The organism is Mangrovibacterium lignilyticum, from assembly GCF_010882175.1.
Taxonomy (GTDB): domain Bacteria; phylum Bacteroidota; class Bacteroidia; order Bacteroidales; family Prolixibacteraceae; genus Mangrovibacterium; species Mangrovibacterium lignilyticum.
Window position 1 is genome coordinate 174,487 of sequence record NZ_WKLH01000005.1, and the last position, 21,910, is coordinate 196,396.

The 21,910-nt window shown below is 46.0% G+C and carries 12 protein-coding genes; 4 read left to right on the forward strand and 8 right to left on the reverse strand.

The features are described from left to right. Nucleotides 1-48: 48 nt before the first annotated feature. The 8 genes from GJV22_RS19625 to GJV22_RS19660 form a co-directional block, all read right to left on the reverse strand. Entirely contained in the window at nt 49-2,208 is a 2,160-nt protein-coding gene (locus GJV22_RS19625) for a glycoside hydrolase family 3 N-terminal domain-containing protein (RefSeq protein ID WP_163717812.1), read from the reverse strand. A gap of 114 nt (nt 2,209-2,322) precedes the next feature. Then, entirely contained in the window at nt 2,323-3,210 is an 888-nt protein-coding gene (locus GJV22_RS19630) for an ROK family protein (protein WP_163717814.1), read from the reverse strand. Nucleotides 3,211-3,241: 31 nt separating this feature from the next. Continuing rightward, nucleotides 3,242-5,467, reverse strand: a complete 2,226-nt coding sequence (locus GJV22_RS19635; protein WP_163717816.1) for a GH92 family glycosyl hydrolase — start codon at nt 5,465-5,467, stop codon at nt 3,242-3,244. 33 nt (nt 5,468-5,500) lie between these two features. Beyond that, on the reverse strand, nt 5,501-6,571 hold the full coding sequence (locus tag GJV22_RS19640; protein WP_163717819.1) for a family 10 glycosylhydrolase: 1,071 nt from the start codon (nt 6,569-6,571) through the stop codon (nt 5,501-5,503). Nucleotides 6,572-6,577: 6 nt separating this feature from the next. Beyond that, nucleotides 6,578-7,687, reverse strand: a complete 1,110-nt coding sequence (locus GJV22_RS19645) for a carbohydrate-binding family 9-like protein (RefSeq protein WP_163717821.1) — start codon at nt 7,685-7,687, stop codon at nt 6,578-6,580. Nucleotides 7,688-7,699: 12 nt separating this feature from the next. After that, on the reverse strand, nt 7,700-9,556 hold the full coding sequence (locus tag GJV22_RS19650) for a glycoside hydrolase family 35 protein (protein WP_163717823.1): 1,857 nt from the start codon (nt 9,554-9,556) through the stop codon (nt 7,700-7,702). A gap of 34 nt (nt 9,557-9,590) precedes the next feature. After that, nucleotides 9,591-11,045, reverse strand: a complete 1,455-nt coding sequence (locus GJV22_RS19655; protein ID WP_163717825.1) for an alpha-L-fucosidase — start codon at nt 11,043-11,045, stop codon at nt 9,591-9,593. Nucleotides 11,046-11,062: 17 nt separating this feature from the next. Continuing rightward, on the reverse strand, nt 11,063-12,505 hold the full coding sequence (locus tag GJV22_RS19660) for an alpha-L-fucosidase (protein WP_163717827.1): 1,443 nt from the start codon (nt 12,503-12,505) through the stop codon (nt 11,063-11,065). Nucleotides 12,506-13,330: 825 nt separating this feature from the next. Here GJV22_RS19660 and nagB point away from each other — a divergent pair. The 4 genes from nagB (at nt 13,331) to GJV22_RS19680 (ending at nt 21,889) form a co-directional block, all read left to right on the forward strand. Then, a complete protein-coding gene (gene nagB / locus GJV22_RS19665) occupies nt 13,331-15,277 on the forward strand; it encodes a glucosamine-6-phosphate deaminase (protein WP_163717844.1) in 1,947 nt (648 codons plus the stop codon). Nucleotides 15,278-15,326: 49 nt separating this feature from the next. After that, the gene (locus GJV22_RS19670; protein WP_163717845.1) at nt 15,327-17,612 is read left to right on the forward strand and encodes a family 20 glycosylhydrolase; all 2,286 of its coding nucleotides are present in this window, start codon (nt 15,327-15,329) and stop codon (nt 17,610-17,612) included. Between the two features lie 12 nt (nt 17,613-17,624). Beyond that, nucleotides 17,625-20,288 carry a transglutaminase domain-containing protein gene (locus GJV22_RS19675; RefSeq protein WP_163717847.1) on the forward strand — a complete coding sequence of 888 codons (2,664 nt, stop codon included), beginning with the start codon at nt 17,625-17,627 and terminating at the stop codon, nt 20,286-20,288. A 173-nt stretch (nt 20,289-20,461) separates the two neighbouring features. Next, the gene (locus GJV22_RS19680) at nt 20,462-21,889 is read left to right on the forward strand and encodes a glycoside hydrolase family 125 protein (protein ID WP_163717849.1); all 1,428 of its coding nucleotides are present in this window, start codon (nt 20,462-20,464) and stop codon (nt 21,887-21,889) included. Nucleotides 21,890-21,910 lie beyond the last annotated feature (21 nt).

A 21,910-nucleotide genomic window follows, 5' to 3' on the forward strand; every position in this document is an offset into this window, starting at 1 on the left:
GCTAATAAGTATGTATAAAAAGAAATGTATAGTATGTAAACTAAAAGCTTATTTGATTTGAAATTTAGCGCTCAGTTTAGCCGTCTTTGCATCGCCACCAACCATTACTTCATAGTCGCCGGGGAAGACTTTCCAGTCGCCACAGCTTTCATCCCATTTGGCCAAATCCCACACCGGAATCTCGAAACTGATGGTTTGCTCGCCACCGGCGGTAATTTCCTTTTTGGTGAATTGTTTCAGTTCTTTCACCGGCATGCGGTCCGCAGAGGGGTAGCTGATAAATACCGGAACAACCTCTTTGGCATCCATCTCGCCGGTATTTTTCACGGTAACCGAAAGGCTGATTTTATCGCCTGTCTTATACTTTTTAGCCGGCGCTTGTTTCCAGGTATAGTCGAAGGTTACGTAACTTAAGCCGTAAGCAAAAGGGTACTGTACTTCGCCGTCGAAATAACGGTAAGTGCGTCCCTGCATGTCGTAGCTTTCGTAGTCGGGCAGCTGGTCGAACGATTTGTAGAAAGTAATTGGCAAGCGACCTGAAGGAGCTACCTGCCCAAAGACGATATCGGCCAACGCGTTTCCGCCTTGTTCGCCCGGATACCAGGAGAAGATCACCGCATCAGAGTTGGCTTGAATTTCCGATAGGTCGACCGCGCTGCCGCCGGTAACCACCGTAATGATTGGGCGGTCGTGAGAAGCACGCAGCTTTTTCAGAAAAGCGATGTGTGCTGGAGGAATGTTCAGGTCTTTTTTATCGCCGCCGTGTTCGGCTAAAAAGGCGTCGCCTTCTTCACCTTCGCGAACCGGTGTTAGGCCGATGACAACAATCGTTACATCGCTCATGCCCGAGGCCCAAACTCCTCCGAAGTGAACCGTGTCGGTATCGTTACAGCCCAAGTCATACTGAACAGCTACGGCAGGACCGGCAGCTTTAGAGATCCCTTCGGCAAAGGTGACCAGCTCGGACGATATTCCGTGGTAGTTGGCCAGCAAAGCATCCAGACTTCCGGAGTTTGCACCAGTTACCAATATGCTCTTATAGTCTTCAATGTGAAGTGGAAGCAGGTTATTGTCGTTCTTGATTAAGACCATGCTCTCTTCGGCTGCTTCGCGCGAAAGCGCTACATGTCCGGTTGAGTGTACTTCGGCAGCACCCAAATTATAGAAAGGGCTATCCTCCTGCGGATCGTAGAAACCCAGTTTAAATTGTGTTTTCAGGTTTGGCGCCAGCGCTTTGTCAACGTCGGCTTCGGTAATTAGTCCTTGCTCGATGGCCTTCATGGCATCATCCTGAAGCATGTTGGAGCAATCAAGGTTAATGCCTTCTTTGATTGCTTCGGCAGTCACGACAACCGAATTTGGGCGTACTTTGTGGCGCAGCCAGATATCTTCGAGTGCCCAGCAGTCGGTCACGACGTGTCCCTTAAAGCCCCACTCATCTTTCAGTGTTTTCTGGAGCAGGTACGGACTCAAACAGGCCGGTTCACCATTCAGGCGGTTGTAGCCACACATCACTGATTCTACACCGGCGTCGACCATGGCTTTGAAGGCCACAAGGTAAGTTTCGTGTAAGTCTTTTTCATCCACCACAGCATTGAAGGTGTGCCGGTTGTACTCGGGACCGCTGTGGGCAGCAAAGTGTTTGGCACAGGCCGATGCTTTCAGGTAGTTGGGATCGTCGCCCTGAATACCTTTGATGAAAGCGACACCCATGCGCGAGGTCAGGTACGGATCTTCGCCATAGGTTTCCTGTCCGCGTCCCCAGCGAGGATCGCGGAAGATGTTGACATTGGGCGACCAAAAGGTCAATCCCATATACTGTTCGCGGTTGCCACGGGCAACAGCCAGGTTGTATTTGGCACGTGCTTCGGTTGAAATGGCATCAGCAACCTGGTTGATTAACTGATCGTCGAAGGTGGCAGCCATGGCAATCGCCTGCGGAAACACAGTAGCTTCGCCGGCACGGGCAACACCATGCAGGGCTTCATTCCACCAGTTGTAGCGGTGTACACCCAGGCGTTCCACTCCTTGGTTGTCGAAACCTAACAGCTCAATTTTTTCTTCCAGGGTCAATTGCTTTAGCAAAGCCGCTACACGCTCATCGACTCCCAGCTTTGTGTCGCGGAAGTTCTCGTTTTGCGCCATTAGCTGGCCGGCAAAGAGACTGAGTCCCGTGACGAAAAGAAATATTCGGAGAATTGTTCTCATGTTTACAGATGAATTTAAAATGAATCTTGAAATCATCCCGTAAAAATGTGATGCCGGAACAAGTCCGGCGAATCACATTTTCGGAATAAATGGCTTAGGTTATTGCCTTTACTATTAGAGTACAGTCACCCGTTTGGCGAGCTGATCTTTTTCGAACCGGTTTTTAAAGAGGGCGGCAGCCCCAACGACAGCAATGTCGTCCAGTTCGGTTTTTAAAACGACGAAATGTTCGGTCACTTTCTTATACGGGAATGTTTTCACTGATTCCCACATGGCGTCTTGCCAAAACTCGTAGGAGTTGCTGACAGAACCACCAATGATCACGGCTTGCGGTGCCAGCATGAAGATGCTGGTCTTGATCAGGTTGCCGATATGTCCACCTAGTTCGGCAAACAGTTTCAAGGCTTCCGGATCATTTTGTTTGGCTTTCTCGTAGGTTGCTACACCATCGGTATTGTTCAACATTTTGAAGAATTTACCGCTGCAGTATGTTTCAAAGTCGGCGTCGCGATAGGGGAGTCCGCCTACTTCACCGGCTCCGGCTACTTCGCCCGAGTACAGGTACCCGTCGATAATAATTCCGGCACCAACACCGGTTCCCAGGGCCAGGCAAACGACATTGCTGTAAGGTTTCCCTTCACCGTACATTTTCACACCGATGGCAAAGCAATTGGCATCGTTGGTAATGTATACCGGCTTTTTGAAGTGTTTTTCCAGGTAGCTTTTCAGGTGTACTTCTTTCCACGAAGGAATGTTGGTCACCGAAAAAATAACGCCTTCTTTTTCATCGATTAGTCCGGGTGCTCCAATGCCTATTCCTACCGCTTCCTGATGTCCGGGGAGTGTTTCAATCCCCTTGACAATTTGCTCCATCACTTCTTCCTGCGTTCCTTCGGCAGGCGTGTCCAGTTTGACGAATTGCTCAATCTTCCCGTCAACTAAAATCCCAATGCTGATTTTAGTTCCTCCGATATCAATTCCTACTATTTTTTCCGTCGACATGCGTTAATTTTTTTAGTCTGTAATGCTTTTTTTAGTTGGCAGATCCCATTTCAAGTACCAATTCTCCTCCGGCCATAATATCCTGATAGTCGATGAATGCTTTGGTGTAAGGTTCGCCGTTTAAGGTTTTCGATTTGATGTATATATTTTCAGGGCTGTTGTTAAGCGCTTTAATGGTGAAGGTTTTTCCTTCGGGAAGGTTGATGACAGCTTCATCCAAATCGGGGCTGCCAAACACAAACTGACCACCGGCAGGGTTTACCTGGTAGAAGCCCATGGCTGACAATACGTACCAGGCCGACATTTGACCAACATCTTCATTTCCGATTAAGCCATCGGGTTTGGTGGTGTAAAATTCAGACATGATTTTACGAACCAGTTTGGCTGTTTTATCGGGTTGACCTTCCAGGGCGTAGAGGTAAGCAATGTGGTGGCTGGGCTCGTTGCCGTGTGCATACTGACCAATCAGTCCGGTAATGTCGTTCGAGGCATGGTCTCCCATATCACCTTCGGCAACGAAGAACTCATCCAGTTTCGCCAGGAACTTGTCTTTGCCACCCATTGTTTCAACCAGGCCGGGAACATCTTGCGGAGCTAACCAGGTATATTGCCAGGAGTTTCCTTCACAGAAGTCGTCGGCACGGTGTGTCGCACGAAACGGGTCGAAAGGAGTCCGCCATTCGGTATCCGATACACGACCGCGCATGTGACCAACTGAAGGATCGTAATAGTTTTTGTAGTTTTCACCGCGACTTTTGAAATACTCCGCATCGTCGCTCATCCCCATTTTTTCAGACATAAGCGCAATGCTTCCGTCGGCGATGGCGTATTCCAAGCCTTTGGCTACTGTTTCAACATCGCTGTTGGCCGGCATATAGCCGTATTTCTTCAACAGGTCGAGGCCGCGGCCATCGCCCATTGCCGTTCCTTTTACAGCTTCGTAAGCTTTATCGGCATCAAAACCATTGAAGCCTTTCAGGTATGCGTCTACAACGACCGGAATGGCAGGATAACCAACCATACAATAGGTTTCGTTTCCAACCAGATGCCAGACAGGCAGTTCGCCTTGCTGTTCGTAAATGTGCAACATGGTGTTCACAAAGTCATTCACCCGATCGGGGTGGATGATTGTCGACAGCGGGTGGTTGGCCCGGTAAGTATCCCACAGCGAGAAGGTGGTATAGTTTGTAAAGCTTTTGTCGTTGTATGTTTTACCGTCAGCACCGCGGTAATCGCCGTTCACATCCTGAAAAACCGATGGGGCAATCATGGTGTGATAGAGCGCGGTGTAGAACTTGGTCAGCACGTCAGGGGTGCTTGATTTGGCATTCACTTTAGCCAGCTCTGCATTCCACTTTGCATCTGCTGTTTTAACGGCCTCGTCGAAGTTCCATTCCGGCGCTTCCGCTTGCAGGTTTTCAATGGCGTTATCGGTGCTTACCGGCGAAATAGCCACTTTAGCCAGGATTTGTCCGTCAGCCAATGAACCGAAATCCAAATCAGCGTTCAGCTTTTCAGTTGTATTTTTTATGACTTCCTGATTGTCGCTGTAAAAGGTCAGGCCTTTTAATGGTTGGGAGAATACGGCCGCAAAATAAATGCGTTGATCTTTAGCCCATCCTTCCGACATACGATAGCCAATCAGAACACTGTCATTCACTTGTTCCAGGTGGCCTTCAACCGGTTTATCCCAGCCAATACCGCGTTCCAGGTTGATCAGCACATGCGCGTCAGCGTTTGGTTGAAAAGAATAGCGATGGTAGCCGACACGCTCGGTAGCGGTCAACTCAGCTTTCACCTTGTAACGGTCGATATTGACGGCATAGTAACCGGGTTTAACCGTTTCGTCAGCATGTTTGTACTTGGCCAGGTAGCCATCTTCCGGTTTTTCGGGCGATCCAAGTGCGATCTTGTATTCACCCGTTACCGGCATAAACACGATATCTCCCAAATCGCCAATCCCGGTACCACTCAGGTGGGTGTGCGAAAAACCAATCAAGGTTGAATCGGAGTAATGATAGCCGGAACACCAGTCCCAACCTTGTGTAATATTAGCCGGTCCCAATTGGACAGCCCCAAACGGTACGTTTGCTCCAAGAAATACATGACCGTGAAAGCCTGTACCAATATAAGGATCGACATATTTTGTCAGCGAGACTTGCTCTTGTTCCGAGCTACCCGGTGTTTTGGTGCCGCATGATGCGAAAACAGCAATCGAACAGGCCGCCAAAATCAAATTTTTAAATGAGTTATGCATAGGATATATCTTGTGTTTCAGTTTAATATCGAATCAAAATTTCTTAACAACGGCCAATACCTCGTCGGTGACATCGCCGAATAGCGAGACACCACCGGCACCATTATTGAGCGCATAGTCGATTCCGGACTCCAGCTCTGCCATATCTTTGAAGTTAGGTAAAAACAGGCCTGAATAGATGGGGAAACGATCGCAAAGGAAATGAACGCCTTCTTTAACGGCATCACCAATCCAGCTCACTTGTTCCTGGTAAAAGCCGTGATAAATCATCGGGCAAACGCCGTCGAGGTTCCAGTTTGTCCAGTCCTGACGCACATTGCGGCGAGCGACTTCCGGGGTAGGGAATACCGCTGCTGTAATCTTTTTGTTGTGCTGATGTGCAATTTCTGCCAGTTGGTTTACCACGTTAGTGATCCGATCGTAACGGTAGTTTCTCCACGAAAGGCTTGCGTCCGGATATTGCAATTCCAGTGGGTCAATCCCATGCTCGGCCTGAAAATTATGACGACAGGTTTCGCAGTAGCAGAAGTCGTATTCCGGTAATTCCTGTTGCTGAACAATGTTGTAGTTTTTCCACAAATCCAGTGGCAAAATCACGTCGCAATAACGAACATAGTCCAGGTGGATCCCGTCGACGTAATCTTTATCCAGAATTTCAGTCACCCGTTCTCTCAGGTAATTTTGTGTCTCCGGTTTCGAGGGACACAGCCAGCGATAATAATCGACATAAGGCGGATTCGTAGCACATGACTGCCCGCTGCGACTCACGGCAAACCAATCGGGATGATTTTCGCGCAATTTTTTTTCGCCACGGTTCATCGTCCACATCCAGCGGTGTGTTTCCAGCCCGGCTTTCTTGGCAATACGAAAGTGCTTTTCGCTGTCGTTTTCGAAGAACATGCCCCGAATGCCTGCTGCATAATATTTTTCGTATTTTTCCTGAAGAGACTTTTCATCGTCTTTGACATTGGGATTTTCCCAAACCCAGTGTTTGTATCCCGATTTGGTGTTTTTCTGATCATTGGATGCTGTGGTACAACTCGTAGCTGCTACGAGTCCGGCTCCGGCCAATAAACTTGTTTTTAAAAAATCTCTTTTGTTCATACGTCTTTATTTTTGAATGGCATGAATGTATCCGTCATTATTAACCGCATAAGCTTGTCCGTCGGGCGCTGTTACCAATATGGTAAATTGGTATGGTGTAGCCGACAATTTGAGCTTAAATGTTTGACCGTTGCGAACAAGTGAATCTGGGATTCCCAGTTCGTCAAGGGTTTGGGCGTATTTTTTATGTTGAGATTGATAGGCTTGTTGTTTGTAGAAAACCAGCCAGCAGCAATCGCGTAATTGTTGATCGGCAGGGGCACTGAAAGCAACCGGTCTTTCGCCTACTTTATTGGTCGAGAACTGAAGCAGCCCGTAACGTTCGGGAGCATGCATGCTAATGATACCCGGTGCACTCCATACCCAGTTGTATTCGGGGAAGGATTTGCCGGTAGCCGGGTTAATTTTTTTCGTGTATTGACCGTCCTTGGCTTCAGTTTGCCAATTCACCCGCGAAAAGTTGATGCGCCATTGTTCGCCGTTTTTCGGTGGAAAAGCATCGCCCCACATGCTGAGATCGGCAAAGGGGATTTTTAGCTCAACAGTCCATTTGTTGTCAGTGTCGGTTGGTTCATTCAAGCTTCCGTCGATAGAAACAGCACTTTCGAAATCCAATGAATTGTAGCTAATCAGTGCTTTTCCGCTTGAACGGTATGATTTTGGTAAAAACAGATCGAAGAGGGTGTTTTGTGCGTTGACCTCGTACTCGAAATAGTTCAGCCCATCGCCATCGGGATCGACGAACAGTTCGAAATCGTTTTCGTGGAAAACAACCAGGTCTCGTTGTTGGTAATAAGCCCAAATATCAGGTTCTTCCATCTCGGCCAGAATGTAAAGGTTTTGCTCATCCCACAGCATTTTTAGTCTTGTTCGGTAAAGTGGCTTGGGTTTGCGGTTTCCTTCAATGTCTACAAAATCATCCGACCATTCGGCCTTGGCCCACGATGCCTCGTTGGGTACGCCATCAATCTGAATTGAATCGTCAAGCTGGTACGCAACGTAGTTTTCGACCGGCAAAAATAAATGCCCGAATTCACTCCAGGGCGATTGGGCCAAACAAGTGTTTGCCCAAAACGCCAGAGTTATTATTGTAGTATATGAAAGAATCTTATTCATCTTGTTCTTTTTTTAGTCCTGCTCCAAAGTCTCCAAAACAGGTTGATCGGTAAACGTGATTTCCGTTAGTGCTTTTTCATTCAACTGTTCGAACAGCACAATTTTATTCTCCCCTTTTTTCAGCCAGCAGCCGGGAACATACAAGGTTTGCTGTGGGCCAACTTTCCAGTAGCGGCCGATGTTGTGTCCGTTTACAAATACGATCCCTTTGCCCCATTTACTCATGTCGAGGAATGTATCGGCTGTTTTATTGAGTTTGAATGTTGCTTCGTAAATCACCGGACGACCATCTTTCACGGAGCCGGCTTTCACTTCCGGACTTTGATCCATTGGCATCCGGTACATTTCCCAGCCACCGGTAATCTCAAAGTCGTTCAGCAGAACGGGGGAGATGATGCCTTTTTTATTGTGAACGATTTCGGCGCCATAATTGATTCGTCCCATGTTTTCGACCAGAATTTCCAGCATCCCGTTAAACGGAATGGTAACCGGTAATTCGTAGGTGTTGAAAACCCGGTTCAGTTCGCCGATTTTTTTGCCATTGACGTAAACAACGGCATAGTCGCGCAGGCCTTCAATCTTTAAGTTGCCCGAAACAGGTTGTGTGAAGCGTTTGCGATAAAGCATATAACCGGATCCCTGACCAATTTGCTCGAACGTTTGTGGTTCGTCAGCGACTACCGGTTTTTGTTTTTTCAACCAGCTTAATACGTCCATTTTGGCTGTGATGTCTTGCGCGGGATAAGCGATGACCGGGATCTGTTTGGGGATTTCCGGAAGTTTTGTTGTTGCGTGTTCCTGCATTACTTCGCGAATGGCCATGTATTTTGGCGTTGCCCAACCTGCTTCAGAGATTGGTGCGTCGTAGTCGTAGCTGGTAATATCAGGTTGAATGTCGTGTTCTTCGTTGTAGTTGGCACCCGAGGTAAATCCGAAGTTGGTACCGCCGTGAACCATATAAAAGTTAAAGCTCACCCCGTTGTCGAGATAGGTTTTTGTTTGCTTGGCAATGTCCTCAGCCCCGATGGTCACAAAAGGTTCAGCCCAATGGTCTAACCAACCGGGGTAGAACTCGGCAACCATATATGGCCCCTGGTTATTGTGGTATTGATCGACTGCCTTTTTCAGGTTGTTCACATTGCCTTCGCCATTGGCAGTAGGCAAAACGCCATCGATGGCACCACCATCAAACAACCATGTGCCGTCGGAGGTGAAGAACGGCTCCTGAAAACCGATTTCTTTCAGCATACCGTAAATTGCATTTCTGTAAGCATGGTGGTCTTCTGGCTTTATATCCGTTCTTTGAGAAACATAAGAGCCAAACTCGTTTTCAACCTGAGTCATGATAATCGGGCCGCCTTGACTGGCAAACAGGCCATCAATCTCGGCATGGAGATGTTGCAGGTAGTTCTGGCAAGAATCCAAAAACGCCTCATTATTGGTGCGAATTTCCAGTTCCGGATTATTTTGCAACCACCACGGATAGCCGCCAAATTCCCACTCGGCGCAAACGTAGGGGCCGGGGCGAAGAATGACGTACATACCTTCTTCGCCGGCAGTTTTAATGTATTCTGCTAAATCTTTGTTACCGGTTTTAAAATCCCAAACACCGGGAGCTGTTTCGTGGTAGTTCCAAAAAACACAAGTTGCCACAGTGTTCAAGCCCATCGCTTTCATCATTTGGAACCGATGGCGCCAGTATTCCTTCGGAATGCGCGTGTAGTGCATTTCTCCAGAGTGAATCTGGATCACTTTGTCATCCTGACGGAATTCGCCATCAGAGATGGAGAACCCTTTGGACTGAGCAATGCCGCCCAAAGGCAGCATGCTTGTGAGAAAAATTATCAGTGAAAATAGTTGTTGTCTCATCTTGGCGTTTTAAATCATTGGTCAATCCGTCAACTTAAAAAAGGCTTACGGTTGAAACTACCGGACAAGCTTTGCTGTCTTCGATCGTGATCTTGACTTTTGAAGTTGTGATCGGATCAACTTGCAGAATGCGTCTGTACCCGATTGTTGTTCCATTAGCGATCTCTTTCCACTGGCCGTTTTCAAAGGCTTCAACTTTGAAGGTTTTCACCCGTTGGCCCAATTGAATGTATTCTTCCAATTGCACAAAATGAATTTCTTTGGCATCGCCCAGGTCGATTTCAAGGCTGGCAGCTGTTGTTGCATCATTGGTCGCCCAATAGGTGTTTTTATTACCATCAACCAGGTTGGCTGCTGCATATTCTGCTGCGTCTCCACGAGTTTCTGATGCTGTTGCACTGGCACCTTTTGCCAAATCGTTACCAAATCGCTCTTCGATGAGCTTATGGAAGCCTTGCAATGATGCAACATCATTTTCGTGGAACAAACCTCTGCGATCCGGAGGGATATTAAGCAACATGGTTGATCCGCGTCCAACAGATTCCATGTATAATTTGAACAGAACTTCCGGCGATTTTACTTTATCGTCTTCCGATTGGTGGTAGAACCATCCGGGGCGAATCGAAGTGTTTACTTCAGCGGGGCACCATTCTTTACCGTCGATAGAACCTGTTCCCAACAAATCTTCAATGCCAGATTTTCCGGCATATAAGGTATCAGTTGTGATCGTATTCCAGTTGGTTGCATTTACGTGGCCTTGCTCGTTTCCTACCCATCGCAAATCAGGACCACCGTCGCTGAAGAATAAAACTTCAGGCTGAATTTCGTGTACCATTTTCAAAGTCGTTGGCCAGTCGTAATAAGTTTGGCGTTCAATTTTGCGCATTTCGTTTGCACCGCCGTAGTATCCGTCACCACCATTAGCACCGTCGAACCACATTTCGAATACAGGTCCGTAGTTGTTGAATAATTCCTTCAGTTGGTTGCGGTAGTATTCCACATAAGACGCCTCACCATAGTCAGCACGGTTTCTGTCCCAGGGAGACATGTAAACACCGAATTTCAATCCGAATTTGTGACAGGCGTCCGATACTGCTTTTACGATGTCGCCTTTGCCGTCCTCGAACGGGCTTTCAGCAATGTCGTGATCAGTATATTCACTTGGCCACAGGCAGAAGCCATCGTGGTGTTTGCAAGTTAGAATCACGCCTTTGAAACCAGCATCTTTCAACACCGAAACCCATTGCTCCGCGTCAAAGTTTGTCGGATTGAAAAGAGCGGGCGATTCGTCTCCGAAGCCCCATTCTTTATCGGTATAGGTGTTGATGGTGAAATGGATGAACGCATTCATTTCCATTTCGTGCCAGGCCATTTGGCGAGCATCCGGGACCGGTCCAATGGCTGCCGGAGCAGGAACTTTTGTTTGGCACGAGCTGATTGCCAGTGCTACAAGTAAAATGCTGAAGCTATATCGAATTATTTTTTTCATGGTTCTCTGTTTTTGTTTTAATTGCCTGTTGTGAATTCAAAACTCAAGGCCGGGTAATTTTGATGGGCAGAACGGAATGATTTCGGAATGCTGATAACTACTTCATCATTCACGATTTTCCATTTTACTTGTTTGTTAGCCGAAAGCAAAGTCATTTTACTTCCTTTAGCCGGGATGTTACCTTTCCACTTCACTGTTGCAGGTACTTCCGATTTTTCGTCGATACAGGCAATGGCGTAAGTTGTTTTAGCGTCCTTGCTTGCGGTGAAATACACGCTGCCATCCTCGTAAACCGGCGTGATACGGGTATTATAGATTGCCTGTCCGTTGGCATCCATCCAGCTACCAATTTCTTCCATCAGCTTAACGGCTTCCGGATCGAGAGTTCCGTCAGGTTTTGGCCCAACACCAAGAAGCAGGGCGCCGCCTTTGGCAACAATCTCCGCTAAATCGTGCACTACGGTTGCCGGAGTTTTGTAGTGCTCGTTTGGAACATAGCCCCAGTTGTTTCCGAGTGTGATACAGCTTTCCCAAGGGTAGGGAAGTTGCTTTTCGGGAATGGCACGTTCTGGTGTTTGATAGTTCTCATAAGGACCGTGAACAGTACGGTCAACAATCAGCAAGCCGGGTTGTGCTTCGCGAGCCATGGTTGCGATCTTAGGCATATCAATTTGTTGATCCCAATCCGGGATTGGTGCCCCCCACGACAATACTTCTTCATTTACCGTTTCGCGCGGACGAACCCAGCCACCATCAAGCCACAAAATGTCAACTTTGCCATAGTCGTTCATCAGCTCACTGATTTGGTTATAGGTGAAGCTTTTGTATTGATCCCAACGTTCGGGAAATTTGCGAATGTCGTAGTTGACGTTTCGGTTTGGAGTGGCATATTTGTCCCACCAGAAATCCTGGTTGTGCCAGTCGGGCTTTGAATAATAAGCACCGATCCAGAATCCTTTGTTGCGGAAAGCGTCGAAAATATATTTCGTAACATTTGCTTTCGGATTACTGGCAAAGGGGCCGTTTGTGATTTTATAGTCTGTTTGTTGTGTGTCGAACATGTTGAAGCCGTCGTGGTGCTTCGTGGTGAATACCAGGTATTTCATGCCGGCATCGTCGGCTGCTTGCGCCCATTGTTCCGGATTGAAGTTAACCGGATTGAACTCGTCTTTTAGTCCCCAGTACCACTGTTTGAATTCGTTGTAAGTCATGCTGTCGGGGCGGTTAATCCAATCCTCCGAGCAAAGCTCCCACGATTCGATGATTCCGGGAACAGCATAAAGTCCCCAATGAATAATCATTCCGAATTTCAGATCCTGCCATTGATCCAGTTTCTTCAAAACTTTGGCATCAGTTGGCCAATCATATTCGTGTGATTGCGGATGGATACCTTGTTCCTGCGCAATTGTCACAGTAATTGTACTAATGAGAATCAGAAAAGTGGTAAGAATCTTATGCATGGTATAAAATGTTTTTTAATACTCGAATTTTGGAACCCTCTGAAATGTTATCACTTAAACATCTTTTACAAATATAGTGTTTGCGCACACATATTCGAACTTTATTTTAGAATCAATATTAATAAATTTCAGGATTTGTTTTATTTTAGTTTTATAAGTACTTGTAGTATAGTGGTTATGGCTTTGTTTGTTTTTGTGTTAAGAAAAAATGTTTGCGTTAACTTTCAGGTTGAATCACGCCTAATGTATGCTGTCTTTTTTTTAGATATCCTTTGATGTAAGTGATTATGCGACTTCAAGTCTGTTTTTGTGCTTATAAATGATAATTGGGTGGTTGCACGTGTTTTATGATTGGTTTACGTGAGTTTCTTGCTTGTTTTTGTTTGTGGGGCGAAGTGCTTTTGCTGTTCAGGTAACTGGAGGAGAGTTTTGATTGCACGGCCAGGTCTGGTATTTGCGTGGATTAGCTAAGGTATTAATAGATATATACGCTGATTTTGTAATCGTAGTAACAGCGTGCTCCGGTTTTAGGAGCTTAGACTGAGATTTTTTGTTTTGCGATAGGGGATTTTATTTAGTTCTCCGTAATAGTATAATGGAATGGTGTCCAAAAGAAGAATTAATTAATCCAGGTGTATCTAAAATACCATTGCAGTTATGGTTGAGTTAATTTGATTGTGTGCGGACACTATTTCTGTGTTAAATTTTGTGTGTGCGGACACAATATTTTCAAATATTGGATATTTTGAAGAAAAAATACCGTAGTTTTGATGGAATCTAAATAATAATTACTCCCTTGATCAAGGGACCAAAACAATAATAGATATGAATAACAGCCTAAGTTACATTGAGAAATCAGTTGAGAAGTTTCCGATTAACATTCTGGATAATCAATTGGTTGGCGCAAAAATTATGGCCGGAATTATTGCCGGAATAATTAAACAAAAACAAGCTGAAGGGAAAATGGCTGTATTGGGATTGGCAACAGGTTCATCCCCGATCAAGATTTACCAGGAGCTTGTTCGTATGCACAAGGAAGAAGGTTTAAGTTTTAAGAATGTTGTTACATTCAACTTGGACGAATATTTCCCGATGACTCCGGAAAGCGAGCAGAGCTACGTTTATTTCATGCACAAACATTTGTTTAACCACATTGATATATTACCGGAGAATGTACATATCCCGGATGGGGCGCTGAAAATAGAGGATGTTTCTTCTTTCTGTGCTTCGTACGAAGCCAAAATTGAAGAAGTGGGCGGAATTGATATTCAGGTATTGGGCATTGGTCGTTCAGGTCATATCGGATTTAACGAGCCCGGATCAACGGTGAATTCAACAACCCGATTGGTGAAGTTGGATTCCATTACAATTACGGATGCCATTAAAGATTTTGGTGATGAAAAATCAGTTCCACACCGTGCGATTACAATGGGTGTTGGTACTATTCTGAAGGCTCGTAAAATTATTTTAGCCGGTTGGGGGAAATCAAAATCTCCGATTTTGAAGCGAATGATTGAAGGACCGGTAACGCCGGATGTACCTGCTTCGTTTTTACAATTGCACAACGATGTAACCGTTTATTTAGATGATGCAGCGACAACTGATTTCACACGTTCAAGAGCGCCTTGGTTGGTTGGTGTCGTTGACTGGACTCCACGAATGGTAAAAAGAGCCGTTGTTTGGTTGAGCCAAAAATTAGACAAACCAATTTTGAAATTGACAGATAGTGACTATAAGAGTCAGGGGTTACGCGATCTGTTGGTTGAATACGGAGGCGCTTACGATTTAAATATTAAAATCTTTAGTCAACTGCGCGATACTATTACCGGTTGGCCGGGAGGTAAACCAGGTTCTGCTGATAAAAATCGTCCGGAACGTCCGGAACCGGCAATTAAGCGTTCTATTGTTTTTAGTCCGCACCCGGATGATGATGTGATTTCGATGGGCGGAACTCTGATTCGTCTGGCTGATCAGGGACACGATGTTCATGTTGCTTACCAAACATCAGGAAATATTGCCGTGTTTGACGATGATGCACTCCGTTACTCGCAGTTTGTGGTTGATTTGATTAAAAATCAAAATCTGGACTGCCCGGAGTTGGTCAAAGCGAACGCTGATTTAAGAGAATTCCTGGAAACTAAAAAAGCTGGTCAGGTAGACTTACCTTATGTCAAAGCAGTAAAAGGGTTGATTCGTGTTGGAGAAGCAGCTGCCGGATGTCGTTACAGTGGTGTGAAAGAAGAGAATGTTCACTTCCTGAATTTGCCATTCTATGAAACCGGACAGGTGGAGAAAAGCCCTGCATCAGACGCTGATTTGAAAATCGTGATCGATCTGTTACGCAAGATTCAGCCGCATCAGATTTTTGCAGCGGGCGACCTGCAGGACCCACACGGAACACACGAAGTTTGTTTGCAGATTATCTTCCAGGCTATTCGTCAAATGCGTGCAGAAGGCGACAAGTGGCTGGATGATTGTTACATGTGGTTGTACCGTGGCGCTTGGCAAGAATGGGATGTTGAAGATATTGAAATGGCTGTTCCGATTAGCCCCGATGAGTTGGGCCGCAAACGAAAAGCGATCTTCAAACACCAGTCTCAGAAAGACGAACCTGTTTTCCCGGGTGAAGACAAACGCGAATTCTGGCAACGTGCTGAAGAACGTAACCGGACAACAGCTGAAATTTACGACCAATTGGGATTGACCGAATATGAGGCGATCGAAGCGTTCGTGCGCTATCCGTTCGATGATGAAGAATCATTCCTGAAATAAGCCGTAGACAACCAGAAAACAATTATTCAATTTTCAGAAAACCTCAATAATGAAGATACACTCCGTCTTTCTTCTGTTTGCGCTATTGTCTTTGGCTGCTTGTCAGCCATCGGCAACCAAGCAACCGGAAGTGAAAATAATTCCCAAGCCGGTCTCCCTGACTGAAAGTAGCAAAAGTCTGCTGATTAATAAGGGTGTTCAGGTGTCAGGTACTGACGCTGATTTAGCTTTTTCGGTTGATTATTTGAAACAGCAGATGCAGATTTTGCCTCAAGCTGATTTCCTGAAAGAACAGGAATCAGGTGTGGTCGTTGTGCTTAACCTCGATAATTCGATTGAACAGGATGAAGCTTACAAGCTGGAAATCGGTGATCAGATTCGCTTGAGCGGGAAAACGAAAAACGGAGTGATTCATGGCATACAGAGTTTACTTCAGATATTACAACAAGGCAAAGAAACAGCTGGGGGATTAGAAATTCCTCAGCTGTCAATCTCCGACTATCCACGATTTGCCTACCGGGGCATGCATTTGGATGTGAGCCGTCACTTTTTCGGTGTCGATTTTGTGAAAAAGTATATCGACCTGATAGCCATGCACAAAATGAATACGTTCCACTGGCATTTAACGGACGACCAGGGATGGCGGATTGAGATCAAGAAATACCCCAACTTAACAGCAGTGGGAGCGTGGCGCGTTGACCAGGAAGATAAACCCTGGAACGAACGTCCGCCGATAAAGAATGAGAAAGCCACCTATGGCGGTTTCTATACACAGAAACAAATCAAAGATGTTGTGGCCTATGCGGAAGAACGGGGAATTACGATCATCCCTGAACTTGATATTCCCGGTCACTCCGCTGCTGCAATTACAGCTTACCCGGAACTTTCGTGCCGGGATGCGAATATCGTTGTTGCTTCGGGCGGAAAAGCTGAGATTAGCATCGTTTGTGGCGGTAAAGATTCTGTGATCGAATTTTATAAAAATGTGCTCACCGAAGTGATAGACTTGTTTCCATCGAAGTACATTCACATTGGTGGCGACGAAGCATGGAAAGCAGAGTGGGAGAAGTGCCCGCTGTGTCAGAAACGCATTAAAGAAAAAGATTTAAAGGATGAGCACGGGCTGCAAAGTTATTTTATTCAGCAAATGGATGATTTCCTGGTTTCGAAAGGCCGGGCGATGATTGGCTGGGATGAGATATTGGAAGGTGGGCTGGCCGAAAATGCGACGGTGATGTCGTGGCGTGGTGAGTCGGGTGGAATCAAATCAGCCCAAATGGGACACGATGTGATTATGACTCCGGTTGATTATTGCTACTTCGATTATTACCAAAACCCCGATAAAGATTTAGAGCCATTAGCATTTAACGGCCTGATCACCCTGAGTAAAGTATACAACTACGAGCCTATTCCATCCGAGTTAACTGCCGAAGAAGGTAAGTATGTGTTGGGTGCACAAGGAAATATGTGGTCGGAATGGATGCCAACCGGAGAGATAGCGGAGTACCGCGCATTGCCTCGTATGACAGCGCTGAGCGAAGTATTGTGGTCGCCAAAGGAATCGCGCAACGAAGCTGATTTTATCAGTCGTTTGGAACCGTTCCTCAGCTGGTTGACTGTTACCGGATACAATTTCCATATCCCGACTCCCCAGGGAATTTTCAGTAAAATGATTTTCATGGATTCGGCCAAAGTTGATCTAACCAATCTTTGGTCGTTCGCAACGATGCATTATACGCTTGACGGCAGTGAGCCAACTACAGCATCTCCGGTTTACACCGAGCCTCTCAGCGTTTCTTCAACAACAACATTGAAAGCTGCCATTTTCATGAAAGATGGTCGCCATGGACCCGTAAAAACAGCTTTGTTCGAAAAAGCAGACCCGATCAACGCGTTCGACGTTGACACGACGAAACTGGAGCCGGGTTTGAACTATGCATATTACGAAAAATCGATTAGCCGGGTAGGACAGATGAACGATTTGAACCCTGAAAGTACAGGTGTCTTAAGTCAAATTGAATTCCCGCAAGAAGCGCGTGAAGGACTCTTCGCCCTGTCTCTGTCCGGATATTTTTACGCACCTCAAACGACCGTTTATACATTTGCGTTAACATCTGACGACGGAAGCCAGCTTTTCCTGGCCGATAGTTTGATCGTTGATCACGACGGTTACCACGGGCCAACAATCAAATACGGTCAAATCGCTTTGAAGAAAGGATATTACCCAATTTATGTTGGGTATTTCGACGGCGGTGGTGGATACTCGCTCGACCTCGAAGTTAAACAAGGCGATGGTGAAATGAGTAAATTATCTGAAGAACTCGTAAAACATTAATCGAACCAAAAAATGAATATTAGAAACTCGATCATATTAGCTCTTTTTGTTCTGATTAGTATTTCTTGTAGCTACAAGGATCAATTGATCAGCAACCCGGAGCAATTAAAAGATATTAATCACATGTTGGATGTTCAGAAAAAACTGACTGCCAACAGTAACATCCACGTGTGGGATATTTTCGATCAGCCGTTGACGGACGACGAACGTCAGGCGATGGAGTATTTGTACGCTTATATGCCCTTGAGTGATCTGGGCGATTTACCAGCTGATTTCTTTCTGGCAAACGTGCGCAAGAGTTTGCAAACCCGCGAAGACATGACTTGGGGAAAATCGGTCCCTGAAGATTTATTCCTGCACTTTGTACTTCCGGTTCGGATCAATAACGAGAACCTCGATTCATTCCGCATTGTGATGTACGACGAGATTAAAGCGCGTGTACAGGGAATGAAAATGGAAGAAGCAGCCTTGGAAATCAACCACTGGTGCCATGAAAAAGTGGTTTACCGTGGAACTGATATTCGAACAAGTGCACCGCTGAGCACGATCCGCAAAGCTTTCGGGCGGTGTGGCGAGATGTCAACCTTTACTGTTTCAGCTTTGCGTGCTGCCGGTATTCCTGCCCGTCAGGTTTACACTCCGCGCTGGGCACACTCAGACGATAACCACGCCTGGGTAGAAGTTTGGGTTGATGGTGTTTGGAAATACCTGGGTGCTTGTGAGCCGGATGCCCGCCTGAATATGGGCTGGTTTACCGAACCTTCAACACGAGCTATTTTGATGCACACACGAGCTTACGGTAAATATTTCGGTCCTGAAGATGTCATCAATAAGGAAGAACGTTTCACGGAATTGGATGTGACTGCTAATTACGCGAGAGTTAAACGCTTGTATGTTGATGTGAAAAATGCTGACGGTACACCGGCTGTAAATACGAAGGTTGAATATCAACTGTATAATTACGCCGAGTACTTCCCAATTGCGACACAGTACACAAACAGCGAAGGGGAGACCTCACTTTCCATGGGCTTGGGCGACATTATTGTTTGGGCCAGCCAAGGGAAAAAGTTCGATTTCAAACGGGTATCCATTTCACAAGTCGATACAGTGAACTTGGTTTTGGCTGACAAGGATATGAGTGGACAGCATTTCGATTTCGACTTTGTTCCGCCGCATGTTGTGACAGACACAACTCAGTTGTCAACCACAGAGAAGAGTGTGAATGAAAAACGGCTGGCGTTGGAAGATTCGATTCGTTCTTGCTATACCGAAACATTTAAAACAGCCGACAGGAGCAAAGCGTTGGCAAAAGAACTGGGCTTGGAAGAAGAACCGGTTGTAAACGCCATTCATTTGAGCTACGGAAACTGGTCGGAAATTGAAGCTTATTTGCGCGGGAATGCCAAGGACGAGCATGTACTCGATTTGTTGAAAGGTATTTCTGATAAAGATTTCAGCGATACAAAAGCAGCAATCTTGAGCGCGCACTTACAGAATACAATTCACAACACGAAATTGCCGGAAGAGATTTTTGTAGACTATGTGTTGGCTCCGCGTGTCATGAACGAGATGTTGCGTAACTGGCGCAAATCACTGCAGGAAACTTTCGCTGCAAAAAAAGATGAATTTGTAAAAGATCCGCAGCAGTTGACCGAGTGGATCAAGCAAAATATTATAGTTGACGACATGGCAAACATGCACTCGCGCACTGAATTAAGCCCTACATCGGTTTACAAGCTGCGTGTTTCGGATGCAGGATCCCTCGATTTCTTCTTTGTTGCTACCTGTCGGGCATTAGGAATTCCTGCCCGTCTTAACCCGGCAACTGAAATGCCGGAGTTCTGGAACGACGGGGAGTGGATCCGTGCTGAGTTATCTGACAATATGCCTGCGGTGCCGGAAACAGGGAAACTGGTTCTGGCAAACGGCGACAATCCGATTGAGCCGCAGTACATGATACATTTTACAATTGGCAAATTGATTGATGGCAATTATCACACCCTTCAATATCCGTTCTCCAAGAAGGTTTCTGAATTTGGAGAACTTGATTTGGAGGCCGGAGACTACTACCTGGTAACCGGTAACCGTTTGGAAGATGGTTCGGTGCTGAACACCTGCGACTTCTTCACCATTGAACCGGGAAAAACCAAGAAGTTAACGGTGACCTTGCGCCAGTCCATCGATGCTCCTAAAGCAATCGCGAAACTGGATTTCAGCCAATTGAATATTTTAAAATCAGACGATAAGATGGTTGTTTCATTGGATCAAGTAGCTTACGGCAAGAATATGGTGTTGGCCCTACTTGATCCTAACAAAGAAACATCAAAACATATTTTGAACGATTTGGGCGATTATCTCGAACACTTCAATGCCTGGACAGGCGAGTTCGTGTTTATTGCAGCCGAAGATCGTCCGCAGTTGGGAGCAGTGTTGAACAGCTATCACCTGCCGAAGAATTACATCAGTGGATTCGATCAGGACAACCAGGTTCTGAAGGCATTGATGGAAAATTTTGGAGATGATGTAAAAGGTAAGTTGCCGCTGGTAATTTTAACTGACGCCGGCGGCCATGTATTTTTGTTCTCCTCCGGTTATAAAATCGGAATTGGTGAGCAGCTTTTAAAAGTAATTCCGGCCATGACGATGGCTGGCGTTGACTCCTGCTGCCAACCATAAGCATGCTGTCTTTATGGGTTTGACTGAGCATGTTTTACAATCCGTTCTACATATTTTTGTTTGGGTTAGATCAGTGAGAATGGGTAATCACAGGGGATTTATTTCCCCTGTGATTTTTAAATTGAAATCAAAGAAAACCAATAATAGAATTGAACGAATAGAATCTGAAGAATATGGAAAGAAGAGATTTTCTGAAATATAATTCGTTGGCGTTAGCCGGAGTGTTGACCGGCTCAGTTTGGAATGCAACAGCTGCTTCAAAGGCAACTTTTGTTAGCAATCGTCCGCCTGTTGGGAAACGTCATTTCACCAGCAAAGCTGTTGAAAAAACGATCGCTGAAGTCCAAAAACACATTTCCAATCCTGAATTGGGCTGGATGTTTGAAAACTGTTTTCCGAATACGCTGGATACCACCGTTGATTTTGAAATGGTAGACGGCAAACCGGATACTTTCGTCATTACAGGGGATATTCATGCCATGTGGCTGCGTGATTCGACCGCACAGGTTTGGCCTTATTTACCGTTGGTTAAAGACGACAATCAACTGGACCTGTTGTTTCGGGGCGTATTGAGCCGTCAGGCGGAATGTATCCTGATCGATCCTTATGCCAATGCGTTCAATAAGGGAGCGACAGGCAGTGAATGGGAGACAGACAATACGGAAATGAAACCGGAGCTGCACGAACGCAAATGGGAAATTGACTCGCTGTGTTACCCTGTTCGCTTATTGTATCATTACTGGAAGACTTCCGGAAACACCAGCTGCTTCACTGAAGATTGGCACAAGGTTTTCCGGTCTGTTTTGGAGACTTTCAAAAAGCAACAGCGCAAAGCAGACAAAGGAGACTATTATTTCACCAGAAATACACCTAAACCAACTGATTCATTGTGTTGCGGCGGTTATGGGAATCCGGTTAAGCCTGTGGGCTTGATCGTATCTTCATTCCGTCCTTCTGATGATGCGACCGTGTTGCCGTTTTTGATACCGTCAAACTTCTTTGCGGTAACAATTTTAGGACACATGGCCGAGATTGCCCGCGAAGTCTACAACGATGAGTCGTTGGCAAAAGAAGCGGAGACTTTGGCTGCTGAAGTAAACGCAGCAATTCAAAAATATGCGGTGGCCGAGCGCACCGATTTTGGAAAAGTATTGGCTTTTGAAGTCGATGGTTTCGGAAACCAATTGTTTATGGACGACGCCAATATCCCAAGTTTGCTGGCGTTGCCGTACCTGGGCGCTTTAAGTATTGATGATTCGCTCTATCAAAATACCCGTAAACTGGTATTGAGCGATGCCAACCCTTGGTATTTCAAAGGAAAAGCCGGCGAAGGAATTGGCGGCCCACACGTAGGTTCTGAAATGATCTGGCCAATGAGTATTGTGATGCGGGCAATGACTTCGACCGATGAAGAAGAAATTAAACAATGTTTGAAAACCTTGGTGGCTACTCATGCGGGAACTGGTTTCATGCACGAAACCTTCCACATGGACGATGCCACAAACTTTACCCGCAGTTGGTTTGCCTGGGCGAATACGCTGTTCGGCGAACTGATTGTAAAACTATACCACGAGCGACCAGAATTACTGAGAGCGATATAGTTCGAGAATGATAATTGACTG

Bases quoted from the DNA above. Each gene is read 5' to 3' on its own strand.
- GJV22_RS19625 (WP_163717812.1), bottom strand. From the start codon at position 2,208: ATGAGAACAATTCTCCGAATATTTCTTTTCGTCACGGGACTCAGTCTC.
- GJV22_RS19630 (WP_163717814.1), bottom strand. From the start codon at position 3,210: ATGTCGACGGAAAAAATAGTAGGAATTGATATCGGAGGAACTAAAATC.
- GJV22_RS19635 (WP_163717816.1), bottom strand. From the start codon at position 5,467: ATGCATAACTCATTTAAAAATTTGATTTTGGCGGCCTGTTCGATTGCT.
- GJV22_RS19640 (WP_163717819.1), bottom strand. From the start codon at position 6,571: ATGAACAAAAGAGATTTTTTAAAAACAAGTTTATTGGCCGGAGCCGGA.
- GJV22_RS19645 (WP_163717821.1), bottom strand. From the start codon at position 7,687: ATGAATAAGATTCTTTCATATACTACAATAATAACTCTGGCGTTTTGG.
- GJV22_RS19650 (WP_163717823.1), bottom strand. From the start codon at position 9,556: ATGAGACAACAACTATTTTCACTGATAATTTTTCTCACAAGCATGCTG.
- GJV22_RS19655 (WP_163717825.1), bottom strand. From the start codon at position 11,045: ATGAAAAAAATAATTCGATATAGCTTCAGCATTTTACTTGTAGCACTG.
- GJV22_RS19660 (WP_163717827.1), bottom strand. From the start codon at position 12,505: ATGCATAAGATTCTTACCACTTTTCTGATTCTCATTAGTACAATTACT.
- nagB (WP_163717844.1), top strand. From the start codon at position 13,331: ATGAATAACAGCCTAAGTTACATTGAGAAATCAGTTGAGAAGTTTCCG.
- GJV22_RS19670 (WP_163717845.1), top strand. From the start codon at position 15,327: ATGAAGATACACTCCGTCTTTCTTCTGTTTGCGCTATTGTCTTTGGCT.
- GJV22_RS19675 (WP_163717847.1), top strand. From the start codon at position 17,625: ATGAATATTAGAAACTCGATCATATTAGCTCTTTTTGTTCTGATTAGT.
- GJV22_RS19680 (WP_163717849.1), top strand. From the start codon at position 20,462: ATGGAAAGAAGAGATTTTCTGAAATATAATTCGTTGGCGTTAGCCGGA.